The sequence below is a fragment of the Micromonospora sonchi genome (genome assembly GCF_014646235.1).
GTDB classification, from domain to species: Bacteria; Actinomycetota; Actinomycetes; order Mycobacteriales; family Micromonosporaceae; genus Micromonospora; species Micromonospora sonchi.
The window spans coordinates 135,502-160,925 of record NZ_BMNB01000013.1 but is presented as its reverse complement, the minus strand read 5'-3'; the positions used below and the strand labels follow the sequence as shown (position 1 = coordinate 160,925).

The 25,424-nt window shown below is 73.2% G+C and carries 19 protein-coding genes; 12 read left to right on the top strand and 7 right to left on the bottom strand.

Annotation, left to right across the window (positions count from 1 at the left end; all coding sequences use genetic code 11):
* Window position 1: 1 nt before the first annotated feature.
* Window positions 2–649 carry an SIMPL domain-containing protein gene (locus IEY61_RS16175; RefSeq protein WP_189045066.1) on the top strand — a complete coding sequence of 216 codons (648 nt, stop codon included), beginning with the start codon at window positions 2–4 and terminating at the stop codon, window positions 647–649.
* Window positions 649–1,296 carry a nucleoside/nucleotide kinase family protein gene (locus IEY61_RS16170; protein ID WP_189045064.1) on the top strand — a complete coding sequence of 216 codons (648 nt, stop codon included), beginning with the start codon at window positions 649–651 and terminating at the stop codon, window positions 1,294–1,296. The genes IEY61_RS16175 and IEY61_RS16170 overlap by 1 nt, the downstream gene beginning before the upstream one ends.
* Here the strand turns inward: IEY61_RS16170 and IEY61_RS16165 are convergent.
* Together IEY61_RS16165 and IEY61_RS16160 are read right to left on the bottom strand one after the other, a co-directional pair.
* Complete coding sequence (locus IEY61_RS16165; RefSeq protein WP_189045062.1) at window positions 1,273–3,885, bottom strand: hypothetical protein; 2,613 nt, start codon at window positions 3,883–3,885, stop codon at window positions 1,273–1,275. The genes IEY61_RS16170 and IEY61_RS16165 overlap by 24 nt on opposite strands.
* 93 nt (window positions 3,886–3,978) lie before the next feature.
* On the bottom strand, window positions 3,979–4,536 hold the full coding sequence (locus IEY61_RS16160) for a sugar O-acetyltransferase (RefSeq protein WP_189045060.1): 558 nt from the start codon (window positions 4,534–4,536) through the stop codon (window positions 3,979–3,981).
* Between the two features lie 131 nt (window positions 4,537–4,667).
* Here IEY61_RS16160 and IEY61_RS16155 point away from each other — a divergent pair, with 131 nt between their 5' ends.
* On the top strand, window positions 4,668–8,018 hold the full coding sequence (locus IEY61_RS16155) for a S8 family serine peptidase (protein WP_189045058.1): 3,351 nt from the start codon (window positions 4,668–4,670) through the stop codon (window positions 8,016–8,018).
* A gap of 64 nt (window positions 8,019–8,082) precedes the next feature.
* Here the strand turns inward: IEY61_RS16155 and dapD are convergent, their stop codons facing one another.
* A complete protein-coding gene (dapD, locus tag IEY61_RS16150) occupies window positions 8,083–9,042 on the bottom strand; it encodes a 2,3,4,5-tetrahydropyridine-2,6-dicarboxylate N-succinyltransferase (RefSeq protein WP_189045056.1) in 960 nt (319 codons plus the stop codon).
* Between the two features lie 136 nt (window positions 9,043–9,178).
* On the opposite strand from dapD, the gene dapE reads away from it, so the two are divergent.
* A complete protein-coding gene (gene dapE / locus IEY61_RS16145; RefSeq protein WP_189045054.1) occupies window positions 9,179–10,252 on the top strand; it encodes a succinyl-diaminopimelate desuccinylase in 1,074 nt (357 codons plus the stop codon).
* A gap of 32 nt (window positions 10,253–10,284) precedes the next feature.
* On the opposite strand, the gene IEY61_RS16140 is transcribed toward dapE, so the two are convergent.
* Entirely contained in the window at window positions 10,285–10,440 is a 156-nt protein-coding gene (locus IEY61_RS16140; protein WP_189045052.1) for a hypothetical protein, read from the bottom strand.
* Window positions 10,441–10,577: 137 nt separating this feature from the next.
* On the opposite strand from IEY61_RS16140, the gene IEY61_RS16135 reads away from it, so the two are divergent.
* The 8 genes from IEY61_RS16135 to nudC all read left to right on the top strand — a co-directional run bounded on the left by IEY61_RS16135 (window position 10,578) and on the right by nudC (window position 23,227).
* Window positions 10,578–11,414 (top strand): LOG family protein, encoded by an 837-nt coding sequence (locus IEY61_RS16135; protein WP_189045049.1) that lies wholly within the window; start codon window positions 10,578–10,580, stop codon window positions 11,412–11,414.
* A 4-nt stretch (window positions 11,415–11,418) separates the two neighbouring features.
* A complete protein-coding gene (locus tag IEY61_RS16130; protein ID WP_189045047.1) occupies window positions 11,419–11,964 on the top strand; it encodes an LOG family protein in 546 nt (181 codons plus the stop codon).
* A gap of 381 nt (window positions 11,965–12,345) precedes the next feature.
* A complete protein-coding gene (locus tag IEY61_RS16125; RefSeq protein ID WP_373293164.1) occupies window positions 12,346–15,612 on the top strand; it encodes an ATP-dependent helicase in 3,267 nt (1,088 codons plus the stop codon).
* Between the two features lie 2 nt (window positions 15,613–15,614).
* Window positions 15,615–18,971, top strand: coding sequence for an ATP-dependent helicase (locus IEY61_RS16120; protein ID WP_189045043.1), 3,357 nt, complete (start codon window positions 15,615–15,617; stop codon window positions 18,969–18,971).
* Between the two features lie 228 nt (window positions 18,972–19,199).
* Window positions 19,200–19,403: a cold-shock protein gene (locus IEY61_RS16115; protein ID WP_092378207.1), complete on the top strand. Its 204-nt coding sequence runs from the start codon at window positions 19,200–19,202 to the stop codon at window positions 19,401–19,403.
* A 145-nt stretch (window positions 19,404–19,548) separates the two neighbouring features.
* Entirely contained in the window at window positions 19,549–20,859 is a 1,311-nt protein-coding gene (locus tag IEY61_RS16110) for a M16 family metallopeptidase (RefSeq protein ID WP_189045041.1), read from the top strand.
* A 47-nt stretch (window positions 20,860–20,906) separates the two neighbouring features.
* Entirely contained in the window at window positions 20,907–22,241 is a 1,335-nt protein-coding gene (locus IEY61_RS16105) for a M16 family metallopeptidase (RefSeq protein WP_189045039.1), read from the top strand.
* The gene (gene nudC, locus IEY61_RS16100) at window positions 22,238–23,227 is read left to right on the top strand and encodes an NAD(+) diphosphatase (protein WP_189045037.1); all 990 of its coding nucleotides are present in this window, start codon (window positions 22,238–22,240) and stop codon (window positions 23,225–23,227) included. The genes IEY61_RS16105 and nudC overlap by 4 nt, the downstream gene beginning before the upstream one ends.
* 215 nt (window positions 23,228–23,442) lie before the next feature.
* Here the strand turns inward: nudC and IEY61_RS16095 are convergent, their stop codons facing one another.
* The 3 genes from IEY61_RS16095 to IEY61_RS16085 form a co-directional block, all read right to left on the bottom strand.
* Window positions 23,443–23,715 carry a hypothetical protein gene (locus tag IEY61_RS16095; protein WP_189045035.1) on the bottom strand — a complete coding sequence of 91 codons (273 nt, stop codon included), beginning with the start codon at window positions 23,713–23,715 and terminating at the stop codon, window positions 23,443–23,445.
* A gap of 214 nt (window positions 23,716–23,929) precedes the next feature.
* Window positions 23,930–24,166, bottom strand: a complete 237-nt coding sequence (locus IEY61_RS16090) for a DUF397 domain-containing protein (protein ID WP_189045033.1) — start codon at window positions 24,164–24,166, stop codon at window positions 23,930–23,932.
* 68 nt (window positions 24,167–24,234) lie between these two features.
* Window positions 24,235–25,215 carry a helix-turn-helix domain-containing protein gene (locus IEY61_RS16085; RefSeq protein WP_189045031.1) on the bottom strand — a complete coding sequence of 327 codons (981 nt, stop codon included), beginning with the start codon at window positions 25,213–25,215 and terminating at the stop codon, window positions 24,235–24,237.
* Window positions 25,216–25,424 lie beyond the last annotated feature (209 nt).

Here is a 25,424-nt window from a genome sequence, read left to right as displayed (position 1 = left end):
CATGGTGGACGGACCGGTGGTGTCGGTGCGCGGTGAGGCGTACCGCGAGATCGATCCGGAGATCGCCCGATTCACGGTGACCGCGCTGGCCCGCGACCGGGACCGGGAGGCCGTGCTGACCCGGCTGGCCGAGCGGGCCGCGGCGGTCCGGGTGCTGCTCGATGCCGCCGAGCCGGCGATCGACCGCCGGGAGACCGGCGATCTGCGGGTGCGACCCGAGACGCGGCGCTCCGGCGAGCGGGTGGTGGCCTGGCACGGCTCGGTGGTCACCACGGTGACGGTCAGCGACTTCACCGCGCTCGGCGAGCTGATGCTGCGCCTGGCCGATCAGGACCAGGTCGAGGTGGCCGGGCCGTGGTGGTCGCTGCGGCCGGACAGCCCGACCTACCGCCAGGCCCGGCAGGCCGCGCTCGCCGACGCGTTGCGACGGGCCCGGGAGTACGCTGCGGCGCTCGACGCGCAGGTCACCGACCTGATCGAGTTGGCCGACGAGGGCGGTACGGCGCAGCCGATGATGGCCCGGATGGCGTTCGACGCCGGGGGCGCCGCGGCCGGTGGAGCACTCCAGCTGGAACTCGACCCGCAGCCCCAGGGCGTGCACGCGGCCGTACGCGCCCGGTTCGCGATCAGCCGTCCGGTCCTGTCCTGATGTCCGCCGCCCGGGTGCTGCCGGTCGAGGAACTGGTGCAGCGGGCCCGGGCGCTCGCCGACGCCGGCCCCCGGCAGCTGCTCGGCATCGCCGGCGCTCCCGGCGCGGGCAAGTCCACCCTGGCCGAGCAGGTGGTGGCGGCGGTCGGCCCGGCCGCCCGGCTGGTGCCGATGGACGGCTTCCACCTCGCCCAGGCCGAGCTGCGCCGGCTGGGCAGGTCCGCGCGTAAGGGCGCCAGCGACACCTTCGACGCCAACGGCTACGTCGCGCTGCTGCGGCGCCTGCGGCGCACGGAGCCGACCTCGGTCTGGGCGCCGGAGTTCCGCCGGGACCTGGAGGAGCCGATCGCCGGGGCGATCGAGGTGCCGCCGGACGTCCGGCTGGTGGTGACCGAGGGCAACTACCTGCTGATCCGGGACCGGCCCTGGGACGAGGTGCGCTCGCTGCTGCACGAGGCGTGGTTCCTGGACATCGACGCGGACCTGCGGCGTCGCCGGCTGGTCGCCCGGCACGTGGCTCATGGGCGGCCGCCGGCCGAGGCGCGGGCCTGGGTGCTGGGCAGCGACGAGGTCAACGCGGCACTGGTGTCCGACACCGCCGACCGGGCCGACCTGGTGGTACGCCTAGCCGAGCCCCCGCCGGGGTGACGGCACCGTACGCCCGAGCAGAACGGCGACCCGGGACCGTTCCCGCTGGAACTCGGTGGCCTCCGGATAGCCGCTGTGGCTGCGGATCGGCGGATCGGCGACCTCGCCGTCGCTGGGGTGCAGCGCCTCCGGGTCGGTCACGGCCACATCGCGTTCGCCGGCGGTGACCGGCCAGCCGAGCGGGTCGGTGTCGCGCCAGAAGTTCGTCCACCCGGTTTCGCCCGAGGGTCGGCTCAACGCGCGGGTCAGCGCCGGCAGCCGGTCCGGCCCGAAGTACGCGGGGAAGATCCGGCCGTAGAGCCGGGTCAGCTGGCAGCCGTAGGAGAAGAACCAGATTCGCCGTCGCCAGCGGTTCGGCAGTTGCAGGATGACCGCGGCGCAGATCACCGTGCCCTGGCTGTGCCCGGACAGGATGATGCCGTCCATCCGGCGTGGATCGTGCTCGGTCAGCGCGAGCAGGCCGGCGGTGCGGGTGAGCAGTTCGGGCACGGCCCGCTCGGCGTAGCTCGGCGGGGCGAGCGGGTGCGCGGCGCGCGGCCAGAAGGTTCCCACGTCCCAGACCACTCCGACCGACCGCCGCACCGTGTTGTTGCGGAAGACGAGCAGGCCGAGGGCGGCGATCGCCACCGGCAGCCAGCCGAGCAGCGCGTCACCCACGTCGGTCACCAGCCTGATCAGGGTGGCGGCGCCGGTCTCCGACGTCGGGTAGGGGCGGGCGGGGGAGAGGACGGCGACACAGGCGAGGGCGGCCAGCACGGCCACCGCGGCGGCGTACCAGCCGATCAGGCGGATCGCGTGTTCGCCCACCAACCGGTGCAGGGCCCGGTGGTTGCTGACGTCCCGTCCCCGGCGCAGGTCGTGCGCGGTGAGCGGTCCGCCGGCCTTCAGTTCGGCGTACTCCTCGTGCCGCAACTGGTGGAAGAGCACGAAACCGCGGAGCGCGACCAGGGTGAGCAGCAGCAGCGCGCCGCCGAAGCAGAGCGCCGCCCAGGACACCGGCGTGGGCGGTACGACCACGACGGAACCGTCGCCGTTCAGCCGATCCGTGATCCAGTAGAGCGCCCCCGCGCAGTAGGCGAGACAGAGCAGCCAGCCGGATCCGGCGATCACGGCCGGGGCCTGCCCGCGCCAGGCCAGGTCGGTGTGGGGCTCGAGCGGTTGCCTCCCGGCGGTGGCCCGGGTCCGTGGCAGCAGCAGGCCGGTCGCGGCGAGGGCCAGCAACGGTACGGCGAGCTGCCACACCTCAAGCGGTGCCGGCGGTGTGGCGGGCAGCCAGCCGTGGCACCAGGCGGCACCGAGGACGATCAGCACCGTGGCGATCGCGGGTGCCGCGCTGCCCCGGCGCCCGGAGCGGGCGGTCGCGCCGATGGCGATGAGCAGCAGCAACTGACCGGTGACCAGCCAGGCGAGGATCTGGTCGAAGCCCGGCAGCGAGCGATCCTCCAGGCAGCCGGGCAGGGACGGCTGCCCGCCGCATCCCGGGGGTGGCCGCAGCGCCGCCAGCGGGGTGCCGGCGGGACCGTCGGGCAGCATCAGCAGCAGCAGGGTGCCGGCCAGCCCGACCCCGGTGAGCACGATGACCGAGATGCTCCACGGCCCGAGCGGGGTGGCCCCGTGGCGCCGGGTGAGGAAGGGGCGGCCGAGCGCGACCAGCGTGATCACCAGGACCGCGACGAGCGTCGCGGCAGTGGTCCAGGCGATCGTCGCCCGCGCCTCGTGCGGCGGATCCAGCACCAGTACGGTGCCCAGCGGCACCGCCGCCGCCACCGCCGTGCCGGTACACAGGTGCAGCACGGCGGCGCGTCGCAGTTGCCCCTCACCCCACCAGAACGTGGGGTCTTCGAGGGGATTGGCGAGGGGTCCGGCGGGCGGCTTCGGTGCCGGTGGCTGCTCCCGGGCCGGGGCGTCGGCGGGCCGGTCGGCGTCGACCGGCGCCGGCGGGTGGCGTTCCGGGGCGTTCGCCGGGTCGGCGGGCATCACCGCCTCGTACTGGTAGGTCCGCCAGGCGACCAGGCCGAGCACCGCGATCAGGGCGAGCGGCACGGCCAGGCCGACGGCGAGCGGGCGCCCACCCTGCTGCCACCAGGCGCCGGCGAGGAACTCCCACGGCCCCGGGATGCGACTCAGGCAGGTCTCGTCCACGCACTGCCAGCCGATCAGGTCGACTCCGACCCCGGTCAGCGCCAGCACCAGCGTGCCGGTGAGGCTCAGGCAGAACAGCCGGATCAGCCAGGCCGTGATCCCGGTCCGGCTGGTCAGTCGCTCGCCGGCCGGGTCGGCCGGTATTCCGGGGCGGGCGTGCAACGCCACGTTGGCCAGGGTGAACGGCAACAGCAGCGTCCACAGGGCGCGCTCCACGTCCCGCGCGGTCCGCGCTCCGGAGGTCAACTGCCCCCAGCTGTACGCCTCCAGGACGATCGGGTCGAGCGGCGAGGCCGTGGGGGAGCGGTAGAAACCGGTGACCGGGCTGCCGGCGACCAGCCGTGGCTGGGGCGCCTCGCCGCCTGGTCCGGGCGTCAGTCCGAGGGCCTCGGCGGGCGGCGTGTTTGACACTCCGTGTACGCGCAGTTCGAGGATCCGGCCGCCCATGATGATGCCTCCCGGTAACGACTCCATTACCCAGAGTGCTCGCCTTTGGCGTGGAGCGCCACCCCCTGAAGCGGTATTTGTGCAGGTGAGGGCTCAGCTGATCTCGCGTACCGGTCGTGCGGGGTTGCCCACAGCCACCACGTTGGCCGGCAGGTCCCGGGTCACCACGGCGCCCGCGCCGACGACGGTGTTCTCACCGACGGTGACCCCGGCGAGGACGATCGCGCCGCCGCCCAGCCAGACGTTGTCGCCGATGGTGATCGGCTTGGCCGCCTCCCACTTCGCCCGACGCGGTTCCGGCTCCACCGGGTGCGTCGGGGTGAGCAACTGCACGTTGGGTGCGACCTGGACGTCGGCGCCGAGCGTGATCGGGGCGACGTCGAGGAAGACCGCCTGGTAATTGACGAAGCTGCGCGGTCCGATCCGGACGTTGTAGCCGTAGTCGCAGTAGAAGGGCGGGCGGATCGCGGTCTCCTCGCCGATTTCGCCGAGCAGTTCGCGCAGCGCGGCCCGGCGCTCGTCCTGGTCGTCGACGGAACTGGTGTTGAAGCGGGCCATCAGCCGCTGCGCGCGGAGATGGTCGGCGACGAGTTCCGGATCGTCGGCGAGATACGGCTCTCCGGCGAGCATGCGTTCCTTCATGGACGTCATCCGTCCGATCATGCCGCCGGCCGGGGTGGCGTGGCCTCGTTTCTTGACTCTCGCTTGCATACTCGGTATGCACATCTGATGGATGTCGATGACTTCCTCATCGACCGAGACGCTCCAGGAAGGAGGATCAGTTGCCACGGAACAGGAAACTGATCGCCGGCGGGCTCGCGCTGGGACTGCTGCTCGGGACACCGGGCGCCGCCACAGCCGCGCCGCACCGACCGGCCGCACCCGCGTTCGCCCAACCGAGCGACGCTCGGACCGAGGCTCGGCCGGCGGGCAGCCACCAGCCGGCCACCGTCACCCTGCTCACCGGTGACCGGGTCACCGTCAGCGCCTCCGGCGCGGCGAGCGTACGCCCGGCCGAAGGACGCTCCGACGTCCAGTTCCTCACCCAGCGGGAACGCGACCACCTCTGGGTGGTGCCGCAGGACGCCCTCCCGCTGATCCGGGACGGACGGGTCGACCGTCGACTGTTCGACGTGACCGGGCTGATCGCCGCCGGCTACGACGACGCCCGCCGCGACGACCTGCCCCTGATCCTGATGCACCGGCCCAGCACGGCACGGCGTGCCGCCGCGCCCGCCGGGGTGCGGGTCACCCGCGACCTGCCGGCCATCGCCGGTGTCGCCGCCACCGCTGACAAGCAGCAGGTGGGCCAGGTCTGGTCCGCCGTCGCCGCAACCGGTGCCCGAGTCGCCGCGGCGGGGGAGGTCGAGCGAATCTGGCTCGACGGCCGGCGACAGCTGACCCTGGAGCACAGCGTTCCACAGATCGGTGCCCCCGCCGCCCACCAGGCCGGCTTCACCGGCCGGGGCGTACGGGTGGCGGTGCTGGACTCCGGCGTCGACGCCGCGCATCCGGACCTGGCCGGGCGCGTCGGCGCGGCGCGGAACTTCACCGAGGAGGCCGACCCGGGCGACCTCGTCGGGCACGGCACCCACGTCGCGTCGATCATCGCCGGCAGCGGCGCCGCCTCCGGCGGCCGCTACCGCGGCGTGGCGCCGGAGGCGACCCTGCTCGACGGGAAGGTCTGCGAGGAGTACGGCTGCACCGAGTCCGCCATCCTGGCCGGGATGCAGTGGGCCGCCGTCGACCAGCAGGCCGACGTGATCAACATCAGTCTCGGGGGGACCGACACGCCGCAGGTCGACCCGCTGGAGGAAGCGGTCAACACGCTGACCGAGCAGACCGGGGCGCTCTTCGTGATCTCGGCCGGCAACCGGGGCACGGCCGGCTCGATCGGCTCGCCGGCCAGCGCGGACGCGGCGCTGGCCGTCGGCGCGGTCGACCGGGACGACGAACTCGCCTACTTCTCCAGTCAGGGCCCCCGGGTCGGCGACGACGCGCTGAAGCCCGACATCACCGCCCCCGGCATGGACATCGTCGCCGCCCGGGGGCAGGGCACGCTGCTCGGTGACCCGGTCGGGGAGCAGTACGTCTCGCTCTCCGGCACCTCGATGTCCGCGCCGCACGTCGCGGGAGCGGCGGCGTTGCTCGCCCAGCAACGCGGCGACGCGACGGCGGCCCAACTGAAGGCCACCCTGATGGCCTCGGCCCGGCCGCACCCCGAACTGACCGCCCACCAGCAGGGGGCCGGTCGGGTCGACGTGGCCCGGGCGATCACCCAGTCGCTGATCAGCGAGCCGGCGAGCATCTCCTTCGGCCGGACGTTCTGGCCGCACGACGACGACGAACCGGTCATCCGGGAGCTGAGCTGGCGCAACACGGGATCGGAACCGCTCACCGTGGACCTCACGGTCGAGGCCACCGGCCCCGGCGGGGCGCCGGCGCCGGCGGACATGTTCGCGCTGAGCACCGAGCGGGTCGTGGTGCCGGCCGGTGGCACGGCATCCGCCACGGTCACCGCCGACACCAACGTCGACGCCCCGGACGGTCACTACACCGGCCGGATCGTGGCCCGCGCGGGCAACGCCGTGGCGAGCACCCCGCTGGCCGTGCACAAGGAGGTGGAGAGCTACACGCTGACCCTCCGCCACCTGGACCGTTCCGGCGCGGTGCCGGTCGACTACGTCAGCTTCCTGATCGGGCTGGCCGACTTCAGCGACTTCACCGCGTACGACCCGGACGGCACCGCCGAGGTGCGCGTGCCCAAGGGGCGGTACGGGCTGGCCAGCTACGTGACCGAGGCGGACGACGAGGAGGCCCGGTCGCTGGTCGTCCAACCGGAGTTGGTGGTGACGCAGGACGCCGAGATCACGATCGACGCCCGCAAGGCGGGACCGGTGCGGATGACGGTGCCGGACCGGTCGGCGAAGCCGGCGATGGGCGTCGTCGAGGCAATTTTCATGATCGACGACGACGCCGGTTCCGCCGGTTTCGGCATGCTCGGCTCCGACTTCGACAGCATCTTCGTCGGGCAGGTCGGCCGGCCGGTGGCGGCGGACCGCTTCGTCACCACGCTGACCGCCCAGTTCGCCGATCTGGACGTGGCCAGCAGCCCGTACTTCTACGCCCTGGCCGAGCGCTTCGGGGGCCGGATGCCCAACGGGCTGACGAAGCACTACCGCAGCCGCGACCTGGCCACCGTCACGCAGACGTTCCGTGCCGGTCCCCCGGGCACGCTCGGTGAGCGGACGGCCTTCCCCATCTTCGAACCCGACCTGGGCGGCTGGGCAGTGGTGGTGCCCGTCTCGGTGCCCGGAAAGCGGGTCGAGTACTACAACACCGGGGAGATGCGCTACGCCACCGAACTGTGGATCGGTACGCAGACCGAGGAACTGTGGCTCGACCCGGTGGCCCTGCTGATGTCGGATCCGACGGCGTACCGGGCCGGCCGCCATTACCGGGACACCTGGAACGGCGCGCCCTACGGGCCGTCCTTCCCCGCCCGGCAGTGGCCCGGTCAGGGGCTCACCCGACAGGGTGACGTGATCGTGCTCGACCTGCCGCTGCACAGTGACGTCGAGGGGCACGCCGGCGTGTCGATCACGGACGCCGCGCGTACGGCCCTGTACCGCAACGGCAAGCTGGTCGAGGAGACTCCGTACCAGGGCGGAGGGGCGTTCGAGGTGCCGGCCGGGACGGCCAGCTATCGGCTGGAGACGTCGGCGAAGCGCAGCTTCACCGATCTCGGCACGGAGGTCGCCGCCACGTGGACGTTCCGCTCCCGGCACGTGCGGGGTGACGACTTCGTCGCGCTGCCCGCCTCGGCGATCAGGTTCACGCCGAAGCTGGACGCAGAACATTCGGCGCCGGCCGGGCGGTCCTTCGTGATCCCGGTGGCGGTGGAGCGCCAGCCCGACGCTCCGGCGGCGAAGACCGCGTCGCTGACCGTCGAGGTCTCCTACAACGGCGGGAGGACCTGGCAGCGCGCCAAGCTGAAGAAGAGCGGTAGCGGCTGGCAGGCGACGGTGCAGCACCCACGGGCCGCCGGCCATGTGTCGCTGCGGGCGAGCGCCACGGACACCGCCGGCAACACGGTGACCCACCGGATCATCCAGGCGTACCGCCTGCGCTGAGCCGGTTGTTGAAAAGGGCCCCTTCCTATACACGAGGCGTTAGGAAGGGGCCCCTCCTCACCTCTCAGTCGTTGGCGTGCAGGGCGGCGTTGAGTTCGATGCCGCGGCCGGTGCGGGGCCGGGCCTCCAGCGCGCCGCTGACCGAGTTGCGCCAGAACAGCAGCCCGTCGACGCCGGACAGCTCGCGGGCCTTGACCACCCGGCCGTCCGGCAGGGTGATCTTCGAGGCGGCGGTGACGTAGCAGCCCGCCTCGACCACGCAGTCGTCGCCGAGCGAGATGCCCACGCCGGCGTTCGCCCCGATCAGGCTGCGCTCGCCGATGCGTACCTTCTCGGTGCCGCCGCCGGAGAGGGTGCCCATGATCGAAGCGCCGCCGCCGATGTCCGAGCCGTCACCGACCACCACGCCCTGGGCGATCCGGCCCTCGACCATCGAACTGCCGAGCGTGCCGCCGTTGAAGTTGACGAAGCCCTCGTGCATGACGGTGGTGCCGGCGGCCAGGTGCGCGCCGAGGCGGACCCGGTCGGCGTCGGCGATCCGCACCCCGGCGGGCACCACGTAGTCGGTCATCCGGGGGAACTTGTCCACCCCGTACACGGCCAGGTGGCGGCCGGCGGCCCGCTCGATCACGCGCAGCTCGTCCACCCGCTCCGGCGGGCACGGCCCGGCGGAGGTCCAGGCCACGTTCGCCAGCTTGCCGAAGACGCCGTCGAGGTTGAGCTCGTTGGGCCGCACCAGGCAGTGGGAGAGCAGGTGCAGCCGCAGATACGCGTCGGCGGCGTCCTTGATCGGGTCGTCCAGCGAACCGATCACGGTGACCACCTGGACGGTACGCAGACCTGGCAGGCCCCGCTCGCCGATCGCTCCCGGCGGCAGGTCCAGCACGTCGCCCTCGTCCTCGCCGGGGACCAGCGGCAGCTCGCCCAGACCCAGCTTGCCGGTCGGGTACCAGGTGTCGAGCACCTGGTCGTCGGCGGTGACGGTGGCCAGGCCGATGCCCCACGCGGATTGTGTGGACGTCACTTACTCACCTCTCGCTTCCTGCTGTGCTGACTGTTGCTCGCGACTGCGGGGCTCGCAAGCTCACTCCTCGCGCTTCGCCGAAGCTCTGGCGGGCTGGCGTCTGACGGTCGCCGGTTGTGACGGTACCGTGCGGACCATGGAGAACCCGCTTACCCCCGAGGTCCTCGCCGATCCGGTGGCGTTGACCCGTGCGCTGGTCGACATCGAGTCCGTGTCTCTCAACGAGAAGGCCATCGCCGACTGCGTCGAGGAGGTCCTGCGGGCGGTGCCGCACCTGAGCACCCACCGGCACGGCAATACGGTGATGGCGCGTACCGACCTCGGCCGGCCGACCCGGGTGGTGTTGGCGGGGCATCTGGACACGGTGCCGCTGAACAACAACTTTCCGTCGACCATGCGTGGCGACCTGATGTACGGCTGCGGCACCTCGGACATGAAGTCCGGGGTCGCCTTCGCGCTGCACCTCGCGGCGACCCTGCCCGACCCCCGTTACGACGTCACGTACTTCTTCTACGAGGCGGAGGAGATCGAGTCCAGGTACAACGGGCTGCACCTGGTGGCCCAGGCGCACCCCGAGTGGCTGACGGCCGACTTCGCGCTGCTGCTCGAGCCGACGTACGGGGTCGTGGAGGCGGGCTGCCAGGGCACCATGCGGGCCACGGTGGTCACCACCGGGGTCCGGGCCCACTCGGCCCGGTCGTGGCACGGGGTCAACGCGGTGCACGGGGCGGGTGAGCTGCTCCGGCGGCTCTCCGACTACCAGGCGCGGCGGGTGATCATCGACGGGTGCGAGTACCGCGAGGGGATGAACGCGGTGCGGATCCACGGCGGAGTGGCCGGGAACGTGGTGCCGGACCGGTGCGAGATCGAGGTCAACTACCGCTTCGCGCCGGACCGTACGCCGGTCGAGGCCGAGGCGCACCTGCGCGAGGTCCTGGCGGGCTACGAGTTGACGGTGACTGACTGCGCACCCGGCGCCCTGCCCGGTCTCGAGGCGCCGCCCGCGCGGGAGTTCCTGACGGCGGTGGGTGCCGCCCCGATCGGGAAGCTGGGCTGGACCGACGTGGCCCGGTTCGCGGAGATGGGGATCCCCGCGCTGAACTTCGGTCCCGGCGACCCCAACCTGGCCCACCACCCCGACGAGCACGTCGAGATCGGCAAGATCCGCGACGGCGCCGCCACCCTCCACCGCTGGCTCTCCCCGGCCTGACTCACCCCCGGGTGCGTGCGGCGGGCGGTGGGTCAGACGGTGGTGAGACGGGTGTCGGTGGTGGTGGGGTCGGCGGGCGGTTCGGGCGGGGTGTTGAGCAGGCGGGTGTGGCGGCGCTCGGCCACCACGTCGCGGATGCGCCGCTGCATCTGGCGCCGGATCCGAAGTCGTTCGTTGTTGGTGATCACGCTGTCTCCTCCCCCGAAGCCCGCGTGCCGGGGCATACCCGGTATGTGAATAGTAGACGTCCGGGCAAGCGATTTGGTTGCACAAGATCACGAAGTGTTTGCCGAGTTCCCGGCGGGACTCCACTACGGTTGCTGGTATGAGCCAGAGCAACCATCGCGAACCAGGACGGGGGCGGCAGCGTGGCCCGGTGACGCTGCGTCGTCAGGCGGCCACGACGAAGACCGCCGACCAAGGGCTGCTCGACTCGCGGACGCGGGCCGACTGGAAGACCAAGGACTCCTGGCGGGCGTTGCGCATCCTCTCCGAGTTCGTGGAGGGTTTCGACACCCTCGCCGACCTGCCACCGGCGGTCAGCGTCTTCGGTTCCGCCCGGAGCAAGCCGGGCAGCTCCGAGTGCCAGCTCGCCGAGGCGGTGGGCGCTGCCCTGGCCCGCGCCGGCTACGCGGTGATCACCGGTGGCGGTCCCGGTGTGATGGAGGCGGCCAACCGGGGGGCCAGCGAGGCCGGCGGGCTCTCCGTCGGGCTCGGCATCGAGCTCCCCTTCGAACAGGGCATCAACGAGTGGGTCGATCTGGCGATCGACTTCCGCTACTTCTTCGCCCGCAAGACGATGTTCGTCAAGTACGCCCAGGCCTTCGTCGTGCTCCCCGGCGGCTTCGGCACCTTGGACGAACTGTTCGAGGCGCTCACCCTGGTGCAGACCGGCAAGGTCACCCGGTTCCCCGTGGTGCTGATGGGCGCCGGGTACTGGCAGGGGCTGCTCGACTGGCTGCGTGACACCATGGCCGCGGAAGGCAAGATCGGGCCGGTCGACCTGGAGCTGATCTGCGTCACCGACGACGTGGCCACGGCCGTGCGGCACATCGTCGAGGCCGAGGCCGCGCTCAGCACCGAGCAGGAGGCGGTACGCGAGGAGGCCGTCGCCCGTGCCGCCGCCGACCAGCGGGCCGCGGCCGACGGGTCGGAGCGCTAGCGCGATGGCCGCCATCTGCGTCTTCTGCGCCTCCTCCCGCACGCTGGATCAGCGCTGGCTCGACCTCGCGGCGGCCACCGGTGCGGAGATCGCCCGTCGCGGGCACACGCTGGTCAGCGGTGGCGGCAGCGTCGGAATGATGGGCGCGATGGCCGACGGCGCGCGTTCGGCGGGTGGGCGGACCATCGGCGTGATCCCGCAGGCGCTGGTGGACCTGGAGGTGGCCGACCTTGCCTCCGACGAGCTGCTGGTCACCGAGTCGATGGCCAGCCGGAAGATCCTCATGATCGAGAAGTCGGATGCCTTCCTCACCCTGCCCGGCGGGCTCGGCACGCTCGACGAGCTCTTCGAGGTCTGGACCACCGCCACGCTGGCCCTGCACGACAAGCCAATGGTGTTGGTGGACACCGACGGCTTCTACCGCCCGCTGCTGGACTGGCTGCGGGTCCTGGCCGACCAGACCTTCCTCAAGCCCGCCGGCTTCGACCTGCTCCGACTCGCCGACACCGTCCCCGCCGCCCTCGACGCCCTCGAGTTCCACCTCACCTGACAGCCCTGCGCCTCCCGCGCCCCTACCCGGGGCTGCCGTGGGGCTGGGCGAATGGCTGCATTCAGGGGTCAGCGCGGACGAAGGGGATCGGTGGGGCAGCGGGAGGTCGCCACTGCTCTGGGACGCACCTGGTGGAGTTCGGGTGTGAGCTGGGGTGGCGGATGGTGTGGCGGGTCGGGGAGTGTCGCAGGCCCGTGATGGGATGGCGGGATGCAGGCGTACCGGTTGGTGCGTCGGCCCGCCGGGCCGACCGAGGGCAACGGCCCATCGGCCGTTGGCCCCCCGGACGAGGTCCGCGGGCAGGCTGTCGAGGTCCGCGGGCAGGCTGTCGAGGTCCGCGAGCAGGGTGGCGCCGGACGGGTCGATCCGGGGCAGGCGGAGGTGATCGCGCACACCGACGGGCCGTTGTTGGTCCTCGGTGGACCGGGCACCGGGAAGACCCGGACGCTCGTCGAGGCGGTCGCCACCCGGATCGCGGAGGGGGTGGATCCGGAGCGGATCCTGGTGCTCACCTTCGGCCGCCGGGGAGCTGCCGAGCTGCGGCACCGGATCGAGGCCCGAATCGCCGCCGACGGGCAGCAGGTGCTGCGCGAACCCCTGGTCCGCACCTTTCCCGCGTACGCCTTCGGGCTGCTGCGGCGGGCCGCCGCCGAGCGGGGGGAACCGTCGCCGCGCCTGCTCACCGGCCCGGAACAGGATCTGATCATCCGTGAGCTGCTGGACGTCGTCGGCCAGGAGCCCGATGACGATCCGGTCGGCTGGCCGGAGGATCTACGTCCGGCGTTGCGTACCCGGGCGTTCGCCGCCCAACTGCGCGACCTGCTGATGCGTGCGGCCGAGCGCGGGATCGGTCCGGTCGAGCTGGCGCGGCTCGGCGAGAAGCTCGGCCGCGCCGACTGGCCCGCCGCCGCCCGGTTCCTCCGGGAGTACGTCGCCGTGTTGGCGTTGCGCGACGTGGCCAACCGGGGCTCGGTCGCGTACGACCCGGCGGAGCTGGTCCGGGCGGCCACCGGGATGTTGCGCGACGACCCGGAGCTGCTGGCCGCCGAGCGGCACCGGTTGGCGTACGTCTACGTCGACGAACTGGCCGACACCGACCCCGCCCAGCTCGACCTGCTCGACACGGTCGCCGGCGGCGGCCTGCCGCTGATCGCGTTCGCCGATCCCGACTCGTCCACGTACGCGTTCCGTGGCGCGGATCCCGGGGGCGTGACGAGCTTCCCGCACCGGTTCCGCACCGCCTCCGGTGCGCCGGCCGCCCAGCTGCTGCTGACCACCAGCTACCGCGCCGGTGAGCGGCTGCTGGCCGCCGCCGCCCGACTGGCTCGACGGCTGCGCGGCCCGGCGGCGCACCGCCGGTTGCGCCCGTTGCCGGACGCGCCCCCCGGCGAGGTGGAGGTACGCACCTTCCGTTCGGCCACGAGCGAGGCCGCCTGGCTGGCGCACGCCCTGCGCGAGGCGCACCTGCTCGGCGGGATGCCCTGGGGGCGGATGGCGGTGCTGGTCCGCTCCGCCGGCCGGCAACTTCCCACGCTGCGCCGGGCCCTGCACGCGGCCGGCGTGCCGACCGTGGTGCACGGCGAGGATCTGCCGCTGCACCTGCAACCGGCGGTGGCGCCGCTGCTGCTCCTGCTGCGCTGCGCGCTGGAGCCGGAACGGCTCGACGAGGAGGCCGCGGTCGCCCTGCTGCACTCGCCCCTCGGCGGTGCCGACCCGCTGGCCGAGCGGCGGCTGCGGCAGGGCCTGCGCGCCATCGCCCTGGCCACCGGCGATCGCCGGCCCTCCGGGGAGCTGATCGTCGAGGCGCTGCGCGACCCGACGGAGCTGGCCGGCGTGCAACGACGCTGGGCCGAGCCGGCACAGACGGTGGCCGGGCTGTTGGCCGTGGCCCGCGAGACGGCCGGCCGACCCGGCGCCACCGCCGAGGAGGTGCTCTGGGCCGTGTGGCGGGCCAGCGGGCTGGCCGAGCTGTGGTCCGCCGCGCTGACCCGGGGCCCCGCGGTGGCCGGTGAGGGTGACCTCGCCCGGCGCCGCCGGGCCGAGGCGGCCGATCGTGACCTGGACGCGGTGCTGGTCCTCTTCGACGCGGCCGCCCGGTTCACCGACCGGCTGCCGGGCGCGCGTACCGAAGTCTTCCTCGACCACGTGCTCGGCCAGGAGTTGCCGGCCGACACCCTCGCTCCGACCGCCGACCGGGGCGACGCCGTCCGACTGCTCACCGGGCACGCCGCCAAGGGCCTCGAGTGGGACCTGGTCGCCGTCGCCGGAGTGCAGGAGGGAGTCTGGCCCGACCTGCGGCTGCGCGGCAGCCTGCTCGGCTCCGAACGCCTGGTGGACGTGCTGGCCGGCCGGTCGGACGGCAGCGGTGGGGCGGTCACCATGGTCGGGCAGACCTCCGCCCTGCTCGACGAGGAGCGGCGGCTGTTCCACGTCGCGGTGACCCGGGCCCGGCGCCGGCTGCTGATCAGCGCGGTCGCCTCCGCGGCGGTGGGCGGCGACGACCACGAGGAGCAGCCCAGCCGCTTCCTCTACGAGCTGGGCCGCACCGAATACGAGCCGGGCCGCACCGAATACGAGCTGGGCCCCACCGGACCGCAGGGCGAGTCCGATCCCGATGCTCCGCGGGCGCTGCCGGTCAGCCGTCCACCCCGGGCGCTCACCCTGCCCGCGCTGGTGGCGGAGCTGCGTACCGCCGTGACCGACCCGGCGGTCCCGTTCGCCCGGCGGCGGGCGGCGGCGGCCGAACTGGCCCGGCTGGCCGCCGCCGGGGTGCCCGGCGCGCATCCCGACGACTGGTGGGGGCTGCGACCGCTCTCGGACGACCGGCCGCTGGCGGACGAGGGGGAGCTGGTCCGGGTCACCCCGTCGGCGATGGAGAGCGTGCTGCGGTGCAGCCTGCGCTGGCTGCTGGAACGGCACGGCGGGAGCGCTCCGGCCAGCACCGCCCAGGGCGTCGGCAACCTGGTGCACGCGGCGGCGATGCTGGCCGAGGACGCCAGCGCCGACCGGAGCGAGCTGCTGGACTACGTCGCCGCCCGGTTCGACGCGATCGAACTGGCCGCGCGGTGGATGGTCGGCCCGGAGCGGGCCCGCGCCGAGGAGATGGTCGACAAGCTGCTGCGCTGGCTGGCCGCCAACCCGCGCCGGCTGCTCGCCATCGAGCACGAGTTCGCGGTACGCCTCGACGACCCGAACCGGCCGGTCGAGCTGGTCGGCCGGGTGGACCGGCTGGAGGTGGACGCGGACGGCCGGCTGGTGGTGGTGGACCTCAAGACCGGCAAGTCCACCGCCGTCACCGCACCCGAGGTGGCCGAGCATCCACAGCTCGGCGGGTACCAGGCTGCGGTGGAGGCGGGCGCCTTCGCCGAGTTCGGCGACGAGCCCGGCGGGGCGGCCCTGGTGCAACTCGGCACCGGCGCCCGCGACGCCCGGGAGCAGGCCCAGCCACCGGCCACCGACGGGCCGGAGGCCGGCTGGGCCACCGCGCTGGTCCGCCGCACCGCCGATACGATGGCCGCCGCCACCTTCGCCGCGGTCGCCAACTCGAAGTGCCGGGTGTGCCCGGTGCGCACCAGCTGCCCGGTGTCCGGGCAGGGGCGGCAGGTGGTCGAGCCGCCGACCGTCCGGCGGCCGGAGCACGAGGAGTGAGGGTGCCCTCCCAGCCCGCCCTGTTCAACCCCGCCACCCCGGCGCCCCGGGCGGCCGACGCCGGCCCCCGGTACACCCCGGTGGAGCTGGCGAAGCTGCTGGGTCGGCCGGCGCCGACCCGCGAACAGGCGGCGATCATCGCCGCGCCGGTGGAGCCGCTGCTGGTGGTCGCGGGCGCCGGCTCGGGCAAGACCGAGACGATGGCCGCCCGGGTGGTCTGGCTGGTCGCCAACTCGTACGTCCGGCCGGAACAGGTGCTCGGCCTCACCTTCACCCGCAAGGCCGCCGGCGAGCTGGCGCACCGGGTGCGTACCCGGCTCGACCAGCTGATCCGTCGACTGGGTCGGCGCGGGCGCGACCCGCTCGACGACCCGCTGGCCGGGGAACCGACGGTGGCCACCTACCACTCGTACGCCGGGCGGATCGTCACCGAGCACGGCCTGCGCGCCGGCTACGAACCCACCACCCGCCTGCTCACCGAGGCCTCCCGCTGGCAGCTGGTCGACCTGATCGTGCGCAACTACGACGGGGACATGTCCGGGGTGGACCGGATGCCGAGCAGCGTCACCGACGCCGTGTTGGCGCTCGCCGGCGAGCTGGACGAGCACCTGGTCGCCCCGGACGCCCTCGCCGCGTGGACCGGCCGCTTCTTCGCCGACGTGCAGTCCCGCCCCGGGCGCGTCTACGCCGACGTGCGCAAGGCCCTCGCACTGCAACAGACCCGGCTGAAGCTGCTGCCGCTGGTGCGCGCGTACGCCCGGCGCAAGGACGACTTCGAGGCGATGGACTTCGCCGACCAGCTCGCCCGGGCCGCCCGGGTGGCCCGGGACCACCCGGGGGTCGGCGAGATCGAGCGAAGCCGCTACCGGGTGGTGCTGCTCGACGAGTACCAGGACACCAGCCATGCCCAGGTGGTGCTGCTCGGCGCGCTGTTCGGCGGCGGGCACCCGGTGACCGCCGTGGGTGACCCCTGTCAGTCCATCTACGGCTGGCGGGGCGCCAGCGCCGGCACCCTGGACCGCTTCCCGACCGAGTTCGCCCGGCCCGACGGCAGTCCGGCCCGGGTGCTCGGGCTGACCACCAGTTGGCGCAACCGCCCGGAGATCCTCGCGGTGGCGAACGCCCTGGCCACCCCGTTGCGCGCCGCCGGTGCCCGGGTGCCGGAACTGCACGCCGCGCTCAGCGTCGACGAGCCCATCGTGCACCGCAGCCCGCGCGGCGCCGCTGCGGGCACCGTGCACTGCGCGCTGCTGTCCACGTACGCCGACGAGGCCGACTGGATCGCCGACAGCCTGCTGGCCGCCTGGCGTGGTGCGGCCCGGATGCCCGGCGCGCTGCCCGAGCAGATCCCGGTCGCGCTGCGTCCGTCCACGGCGGTGCTGGTCCGGCTGCGCAGCCAGATCCCGGCGATCGCCGCCGCGCTGCGCGAGCGTGGCCTGCCGGTCGAGGTGGTCGGGCTGGGGGGCCTGCTGGACACCCCCGAGGTACGCGACGTGGTGTGCACGCTGCGGGTGCTGGCCGACCCGACCGACGGGGCCGCGCTGCTGCGCCTGCTGACCGGTGCCCGGTGGCGGATCGGGCCGCGCGACCTGGTCGCCCTGCACCGCCGGGCCAGGGCCATCGCCACCGCCCGCCGGCAACTCGCCGACGACGACACCTCGGAGATCGTCCCGGACCGCCTCGACGAGGCGGCCCTGGTCGAGGCGCTGGCCGACCTCGGCCCGGCGCAGGCGTACTCGGCCGAGGGGTACGCGCGGCTGCGCGCGTACGCCCGGGAACTGGGCCTGCTCCGCTACCGGCTGGATCAGCCGTTGCCGGAGCTGATCGCGGACATCGAGCGGACCACCGGCCTGGACGTGGAGGTGGCGGTGCGGGCCGGCGCCGACGGTGCCGGCGACGCCGGCCTGGCCCGGGGGCACCTGGACGCGCTGGGCGACGTGGCGGCCCGGTTCAGCGGGGAGAGCCCGGGTGCCACGCTCGCCGGTTTCCTGGCCTACCTCGCCGCCGCCGAGGACGAGGAGCGTGGCCTGGCTCCGGGCGAGGTGGAGGTGGTCGACGGCGCGGTGCAGATCCTCACCGCGCACGCCGCCAAGGGGCTGGAGTGGGACGTGGTCTCGGTGGCCGGGCTGAACCGGGGGGTGTGGCCGGGGCCGGTGCGCAACTCGGATCACTGGCTCGGCGGGCTGGGCGTGCTGCCCTTTCCGTTGCGCGGTGACGCCGACGGCCTGCCCGAGCTGGCCCTCGCCGAGGCCGACGACCAGCGCGCGGTGGCCCGGGCCGTGGCGGACTTCACCGACGCCTGGCGGGCCCACGACGAGCGGGAGGAGCGTCGGCTGGCGTACGTGGCGGTCACCCGCCCGCGTCGCCTGCTGCTCTGCTCCGGCCACTGGTGGGGGGAGGGCACCAAGCGACCGCGCGGGCCGTCGGCGTTGCTGCGTGAGGTGCACGACGCGTGCCTGGCCGGCGAGGCCGGCCACCTGATCGACGAGTGGGCGCCGGAGCCGACGCCGGACGCGGTGAACCCGACCACCGAGGTGGTGCTGCGTGCCGAGTGGCCGGCGGACCCGCTCGGCGTACGCCGTCCGGTGTTGACCGAGGCGGCGGCGCTGGTGCGGCGTAGCCTGACCGAGGACGACGGGGCCGCCCGGTCGGACGAGGCGGTGGCGGATCCGGAGATCGCCCGGTGGCGGCGCGAGGCCGACCTGCTGCTGGCCGAGCGGGCGGAGCTGAGCCGGCTCACCGGCCCGATCGACGTGGCGCTGCCCGAGCACCTGTCGGTGACGCAGCTGGTCGCGTTGCGCCGGGACCCGGCGGCGCTGGCCCGTACGCTGCGCCGACCACTGCCGATCGAGCCGAACCCGTACGCCCGCCGGGGCACCGCCTTCCACGCCTGGCTGGAGCAGCGGTTCGGCGCCGACCGGCTGCTCGACACCGACGAGCTGCCCGGTGCGGCGGACGCCGATGCCGCGCCGGACGAGGCGTTGGCCGAGCTTCAGCAGCGCTTCCTGGCCAGTGAGTGGGCCGACCGCACCCCGGTCGAGGTGGAGGTGCCGTTCGCCACAGTGATCGGCGGCGTGGTGGTACGCGGCCGGATGGACGCGGTGTTCCGCCGGCCCGGCGACCGTTTCGACGTGGTCGACTGGAAGACCGGCGCCCGCCCGTCCGGGTCGGCCGCCGAGGTGGCCGCCGTGCAGTTGGCGGTCTACCGGCTGGCCTGGGCGGAGCTGGCCGGCGTACCGGTCGACCGGGTCGGCGCGGCCTTCCACTACGTGCGGGACGGGGGGACCGTCCGTCCGGCGGACCTGCTCGACGCCGACGGGCTCGCCGCGTTGATCACCTCGGTGCCGGAGCTGTTGTAGAACCGACAGCGCCGGATCCGTGGTATCGTGCCCGCGTTGCAGTTTTGGTTACCAGCTCTGTATGCGCCTGGTGGATACCTGACCCAGGCGCACTTTGTTGTGTCCGGCGTTCTCCGGGCGGGGCGACCAGAAGCGACAGGTGTTCCGGGCAGGTCCGCCCGGGGCATTCCTCTCCCCGAGCCCGCAGCAGGTGCGGGCTCGACGTTCCGTCAAGGAGACGAAACAAGCATGGCTATTGGCACCGTCAAGTGGTTCAACGCTGACAAGGGCTTCGGCTTCATCACCCCGGACGGCGGCGGCGCCGACGTCTTCGCCCACTTCTCGGCGATCCAGAGCTCCGGCTACCGCAGCCTCGACGAGAACCAGCGGGTGGAGTTCGAGGTCGTCCAGGGCCAGAAGGGCCCGCAGGCGGAGAACATCCGCCCGGTCTGACGCTTGAAAGGAGGGGCCCCTTCTTAACGCCTGGCGTATAGGAGGGGCCCCTTTTTAACCGCCCGGTCGATGACTCACGCACAGGGGCGGGTGCGGTGGCGGCAGGATGGCATCGGGGACGCGTCGACAGGTTAGGGTCGAATCCGTGCCGACGCCCAGAGTGAAGATCCCAGCGACGAGGTATCCGGTCGAGCGGTTCACCCTCGACAACGGACTGCGGGTGGTCCTCGCCCCTGACCGCAGCGCCCCGGTCATCGGGGTGGCGGTGGTCTACGACGTCGGCATCCGCTCCGAGCCCGAGGGCCGCACCGGCTTCGCCCACCTCTTCGAGCACCTCATGTTTCAGGGCTCGGAGAACCTGGAGAAGCTCGCCCACTTCCGGCACGTCCAGGGCGCGGGCGGCACCTTCAACGGCTCCACCCACCTGGACTACACGGACTACTTCGAGACGCTGCCGAGCAACGCGCTGGAGCGGGCGCTGTTCCTGGAGGCCGACCGGATGCGCGCCCCCCGCTTGACCGAGGAGAACCTGCGTAACCAGGTCGACGTGGTCAAGGAGGAGATCCGGGTCAACGTGCTCAACCGGCCGTACGGCGGGTTCCCCTGGCTGACCCTGCCGCCGGTCATGTTCGACACCTTCCCCAACGCGCACGACGGCTACGGCTCCTTCGACGACCTGGAGTCGGCCACCGTCGCCGACGCGGCCGACTTCTTCCGGCGCTACTACGCCAGCGGCAACGCCGTGCTCTCGGTCAGCGGCGACATCGACACCGCCGAGGCGACCGAGCTGATCGAGCGGCACTTCGGTGATGTACCGGCCCGGCCGGCGCCGGACCGGCCGGACTTCGCCGAGCCGCCGTTGACCGCCGAGCGGCGCACCGCGTACACCGACCAGCTTGCTCCGCTGCCGGCGGTGGCGTCGGCGTGGCGGGTGCCCGACCCGGTCGGCGACTTCGCCGCCTACCTGCCGTACGTGGTGCTGGCCGAGGTGCTCACCGACGGCGACGCGTCCCGGCTGGTCGAGCGGCTGGTGCACCGGGACCGCGCGGTGACCAGCGTGAGTGGCTACCTCGGGTTCATGGGGGATCCGTTCGACGTACGCGACCCGACGGCCCTGCTGCTCCAGTCCCACCTGCCGCCCGGCGGCGACGTGGACAAGGTGCTGCGCACCGTCGACGAGGAACTGGACCGGCTCGCCACCGACGGGCTCGGCGATGGCGAACTGGCCCGTACCCAGGTCCGGATGGCCACCCACCTGCTGCGCGAGACCGACGCGGTGCTCGGCCGCGCGTTGCGGATGGCGGTGCTGGAGCAGCAACGCGGCGAACCGGGACTGCTGGGCGAGCTGCCCCGGCTGGTCGGTGAGGTCACCGAGGAACAGATCCGGGCCGCCGCGGCCACCCTGCGGCCCGAGCGCCGCGCGTCCGTCGAGGTCATCCCAGGAGGTGCCCGGTGAGCGCGAGGAGTGAGCCGGTTTTGCGAGCCCCGCAGTCGCGAACTGAGATGGGCCCGGTGAGCGCGAGATCGCTGCCGCCGCTCGGCCCGACCCGCCGGCTCAAGGTGCCCCGGCAGGCCGAGCGCACACTTGACAACGGGCTCACCGTGATCGCGGTACGCCGCCCGGCGGTGCCGCTGGTCGAAGTGCGCCTGTGGATCCCCTTCGGTCGGGCTCACCTGGCCCGTGCGCATCTGCTCGCGCAGACCATCCTTTCCGGCACGGAGACGATGAGCAGCGTGCAGATCGCCGCCGAGTTGCAGAAGATCGGCGGGGGACTTTCCGTCGGGCTGGACCCGGACCGGCTGACGCTTTTCGGCACCGGGCTGGCCACCGGGCTGGACCGGATGCTGGAGATCCTCGCCGAGGTGCTCACCGACGCCAGCTACCCGGCCGAGTGGGTGGGGGTCGAGCGGGACCGTCTGGTCGACGGGATCCAGGTCGCCCTGAGCCAGCCCGCTCACCTGGCCCGTATCGCCCTGCTCAAGCGGATCTACGGCCGGCACCCGTACGCGGTGCAGACGCCGGACCCCGAGCAGGTCCGGGCGGTCCGGCCGGCCGGGTTGCGTACGCTGCACGCCCAGCGGGTCCACCCGGCGGGCGCGGTGCTCGTGCTGGTCGGTGACGTCCGGCCGGAGCGGGCGCTGGACGTGGCCGAGAAGGCCCTCGGCGGCTGGCAGGGCGAGGGGCAACGCGGTGACGTGCCGCCCGCCCCGCCGCTGACGTCCGGTCCGCTGCTGCTGGTCGACCGGCCCGGGTCGGTGCAGTCCTCGCTGCGGTTGGCGTTGCCGGCGGTGCCGCGCACCCACCCCGACCACGCCGCGTTGCAACTGGCCAACCTGATCTTCGGCGGATATTTCTCCTCCCGCTGGGTGGAGAACATCCGCGAGGACAAGGGCTACACGTACGGGCCACACTCGCTGGTCGAGCACTCGGTGGGCGGCTCGCTGCTGGTGGCCGCCGCCGAGGTGGCCACCGAGGTGACCGCGCCGGCGCTGCTGGAGACCAACTATGAGCTGGGCCGGCTGGCCACCGTGCCGCCCACCCCGGAGGAGTTGGAACAGGCTCGGCAGTACGCCCTCGGCACGCTCCAGCTCGGCGTCTCCACCCAGGCGGGGCTGGCAGCGCTGATCAGCACGTACGCCGGCAACGGGCTGCGGCTGGACTTCCTGCCCGAGCACGCGGCCCGACTGGCCAGGGCGAGCGCCGACGACATCGCCGAGGCGGCGGCCCGTTATCTCGCCCCGGCACGGGCGGTCACCGTGGTGCTCGGTGACGCGGAGCGGATCGCGTCGTCGCTGGCCACCCTGGCCCCGATCGAGACCGCGCCGGTGCCATCATGAGGCCGCATGCCGGGCCGGGCGGCACCGGGCAGCTCGCCGACGCGCGTGGCGAGGCCATCCCGCCGCTGGCCCGCTCCACGCTGGACCGGGCGGCGCACCGGCGTACCGATCCGCAGTGGCTGGCGCAGGCGTGGGCCGGCGCCCGGGTGCTGATGCTGGACGTCGAGTCCGGTGGGCAGGCTCTGGTGCGTACGGACACTCCGGTGCCGACGCTGGTCCTCGTGGACGCGAAGGATCTGTCGCCGACGCTCGCCACCGAGGCGATGTTCCTCGGCGTCGAGCCGGACGGCGTGCCGGTGTTCTGCGTGCACGCGGCGCTGGCGGTGGTGCCGGGCACCCGGGCGGCGCACCTGCGGCAGGTCGGGCACCGGCTCGGCGACCGGGACGCGGGACTGTTCACCACGGCGCTGGCGCTGACCAACTGGCATCTGCGGCACCTCTACCACCCGGTCACCGGTGAGCCGACCCGGACGCACGAGGCCGGGTGGTCCCGGATGGACACCCGGGGCGAGCGGGTGTGGCCGCGTACCGACCCGGCAATGATCGTGCTCGTGCACGACGGGGTCGACGGCGTGGACGGACGGTGCCTGCTGGGCAACAACGCCACCTGGCCCAGCGACGCGGGGCAGCGCCGCTTCTCGTGCCTGGCGGGCTACGTGGAGCCGGGCGAGTCGGCCGAGGCGACGGTGCTGCGGGAGGTACGCGAGGAGGTGGGCCTGCCGGTCGCCGACATCACGTACGCGGGCAGCCAGGCGTGGCCGTTCCCCGGCACGCTGATGCTCGGCTTCCTGGCCACGGCCGATCCGGCGCACCCGCTACGGATCGATCCCGCCGAGATCGCCCAGGCCCGCTGGTTCTCCCGGCAGGAGATCGGTGCGGCGCTGGCCGGGCGGACGGTCGACGTGGACGGGGCCCGGCTGCGGCTGCCCCCGTCGTCGTCGATCGCGTTGTTCCTGATCCACCGCTGGTTCGACGGCCACTGCTGAGGTGTAAGGAAGGGCCACCTTTTAACGCCTGGTGCATAGCAGGGGACCCCTTTTAACAGAACCTGCGGCAAAGCGGCGTGCGGCGCGCGGGTGCGGCCCCGACCCGTGGCCGTCGTTGCCGCGACGGCCACGGGTCGGGGACACGGGCCGTCGTGGTCGGCTGGGTGAGAACCGCGGCGGGGGAGCCGGTCGACCACGACGGACGTGGGGGTGGGTCAGGTGCCGGGCGCGTCCGGGTGGGCCCGGGAAAGCCCGTGGTCGTCCAGCGGCAGCACCTTGACCCGCTGCTTGCCGGAGCGTACGGCGCCGACCGTGGCGAGCGCCCTGGCGAGCAGGAGCGCGGCGTCGCGGTCCTCGGCGTGGACGACCTGGCGGCGTGGCTCGGGCCGGGCGGTCTCGTCCCGCAACCGGCGACCGCGGGCCCAGGCGGCCGTGATGTCGGTGTCGGCGGCGGCGCGAATGGCGGTGCGAACGATCAGGAACCGCATCGGGGTCTCCGGATGTGCGCGGCGGGTGAAATCCGTGGAAGTTCCACGTCATTACCCCGCCATCGTACGCCCGACCCGCGTCCCAGCAAGTGAAACGCGCCTATCGGCCCCACGGCCCCGTCCGATCATCCGATCCTGCTCAGCGGCGCCGCCGGGTCGGAAACGACGACGGGGCCGCCGGTGGGTACCGGCGGCCCCGCGCTGTCATACGGCACTATGTGAGGTCGAACTGCCCGGCCTTGGTGCCGGAGATGAAGCCCAGCCAGCCGGCCCGGTTGAACAGCAGCACCGGGCCGCCCCGGTCCTTGCTGTCGCGCAGGGCCACCGCGGCCGAGCCGGTACGCAGCGGCGCGACCTCGACGCAGTTGGAGGTCTGGCTGCGCGTGCTGGTACGCCATGGCGCGTCCGCGAGTTGTGCCAGGACGGACGGCGTGTTGCGGATCTCGTTCATCGTTGCGCTCCTGTGGTGAACCGATGGAACGAGTGGCAGCGCACGTCCTGACGGCGGTTTTCCGCGGGTCACCGCTCCGTCAGACGCCCGGAGGATCCGCGACGCTGGACCGGCGCCGTTGCCGAGCCATTGGCCAGGGTGGACGGGGTCGCCGCTCCGGACAGCCGTCCCAGCGACTGCGTCAGCCATTGGTAGGTGTCCGTGTCGGAGAGTGCCGCCGTGCGTAGCCACTCGAACACCACTTTATAGCGATTTAGGGCGATTATCTCGGTCGACATGACGTCGGTGAATCCACCTTCGATGGCCAGCGTCTCCGGATCGAGCGGGTCGGCGAACCGGTAGAGCGAGAACGCGGTCGGCGGAAGGTACCACCGGTCGACCGGGGCCTCCCGGAGGAGCACGCGCAGCGTGACGTTCGGCAGCGTGGCCAACTCGCGCAACTGTGCCAACTGCTCCCGGAGCACCTCGGGCGGGCCGGCCCGGTGGCCGAGCGCCGCCTCCTCCAGCACCGCCGTGTAATGAGGCGGGTCAGTGTCCTGGGTGAGCAGTTCCTGCCGGGCCAGCCGGGCCGCGATCTCGGCCTCGACGTCCTCACCGGTCTCCGGCTCGCCGGCCTCCTGGTCGACCCGTTGCGCCGAGGCGAGCCGGAGCCGGGCGTACCCGGGGGTCTGCAACAGCCCCGGCACCAGCACCGGGCTGTACTCGGAGATCTCGGCGCAGCCCGCCTCCAGTTCGGCGAAGCCGCGTTGCTGCTGGGTCATCGCCGGAAACTTCTTGAGCCAGCCGCGCATGTCGGCGGCCTGGTGGGTGAAGTCGAGCAACTTCGTCTGCACCGCTTCGTCGGCCCGGTACAGGTCGAGCAGGCTCTGGACGTCCTGCGGATAGGGCCGGCTGCGGCCGTTCTCCAACCGGGACAACTTGGACGCGGAGGCCCAGCCGACCTGTTCGATGACCTGGTCTCCGGTGAGGCCGGCGGCCTCGCGCAACTGGCGCAGTTCGTTGCCGAGCCGGCGGCGCCGCCGGATCGGGCTGGGTACGGCAGGAGGCACCGTCTCCTCTTTTCGTCGACCGCCGGCGACGCGACGGTAACTGTATGAATTCGCCCCCCACGGTCAGTATGGACGTCGCGACCGGCGTCGGAAGTACCGGCGGAGGGCGTGTCATCAGAAAAACCCAGACCCGACGCCCGGACGGGAGCCGCTGTGACCTGCGTCGCCGGATCCGCGACGGGCGCTGGCCGCCCCGCGTCGCGCCACCC

Coding starts and splice junctions, on each gene's coding strand:
- IEY61_RS16090 (WP_189045033.1), bottom strand. CDS start 24,166: ATGAACGAGATCCGCAACACGCCGTCCGTCCTGGCACAACTCGCGGAC.
- IEY61_RS16160 (WP_189045060.1), bottom strand. CDS start 4,536: ATGACGTCCATGAAGGAACGCATGCTCGCCGGAGAGCCGTATCTCGCC.
- nudC (WP_189045037.1), top strand. CDS start 22,238: ATGAGGCCGCATGCCGGGCCGGGCGGCACCGGGCAGCTCGCCGACGCG.
- IEY61_RS16130 (WP_189045047.1), top strand. CDS start 11,419: ATGGCCGCCATCTGCGTCTTCTGCGCCTCCTCCCGCACGCTGGATCAG.
- IEY61_RS16170 (WP_189045064.1), top strand. CDS start 649: ATGTCCGCCGCCCGGGTGCTGCCGGTCGAGGAACTGGTGCAGCGGGCC.
- IEY61_RS16135 (WP_189045049.1), top strand. CDS start 10,578: ATGAGCCAGAGCAACCATCGCGAACCAGGACGGGGGCGGCAGCGTGGC.
- IEY61_RS16105 (WP_189045039.1), top strand. CDS start 20,907: ATGGGCCCGGTGAGCGCGAGATCGCTGCCGCCGCTCGGCCCGACCCGC.
- IEY61_RS16115 (WP_092378207.1), top strand. CDS start 19,200: ATGGCTATTGGCACCGTCAAGTGGTTCAACGCTGACAAGGGCTTCGGC.
- IEY61_RS16165 (WP_189045062.1), bottom strand. CDS start 3,885: ATGGGCGGCCGGATCCTCGAACTGCGCGTACACGGAGTGTCAAACACG.
- IEY61_RS16095 (WP_189045035.1), bottom strand. CDS start 23,715: ATGCGGTTCCTGATCGTTCGCACCGCCATTCGCGCCGCCGCCGACACC.
- dapE (WP_189045054.1), top strand. CDS start 9,179: ATGGAGAACCCGCTTACCCCCGAGGTCCTCGCCGATCCGGTGGCGTTG.
- IEY61_RS16175 (WP_189045066.1), top strand. CDS start 2: ATGGTGGACGGACCGGTGGTGTCGGTGCGCGGTGAGGCGTACCGCGAG.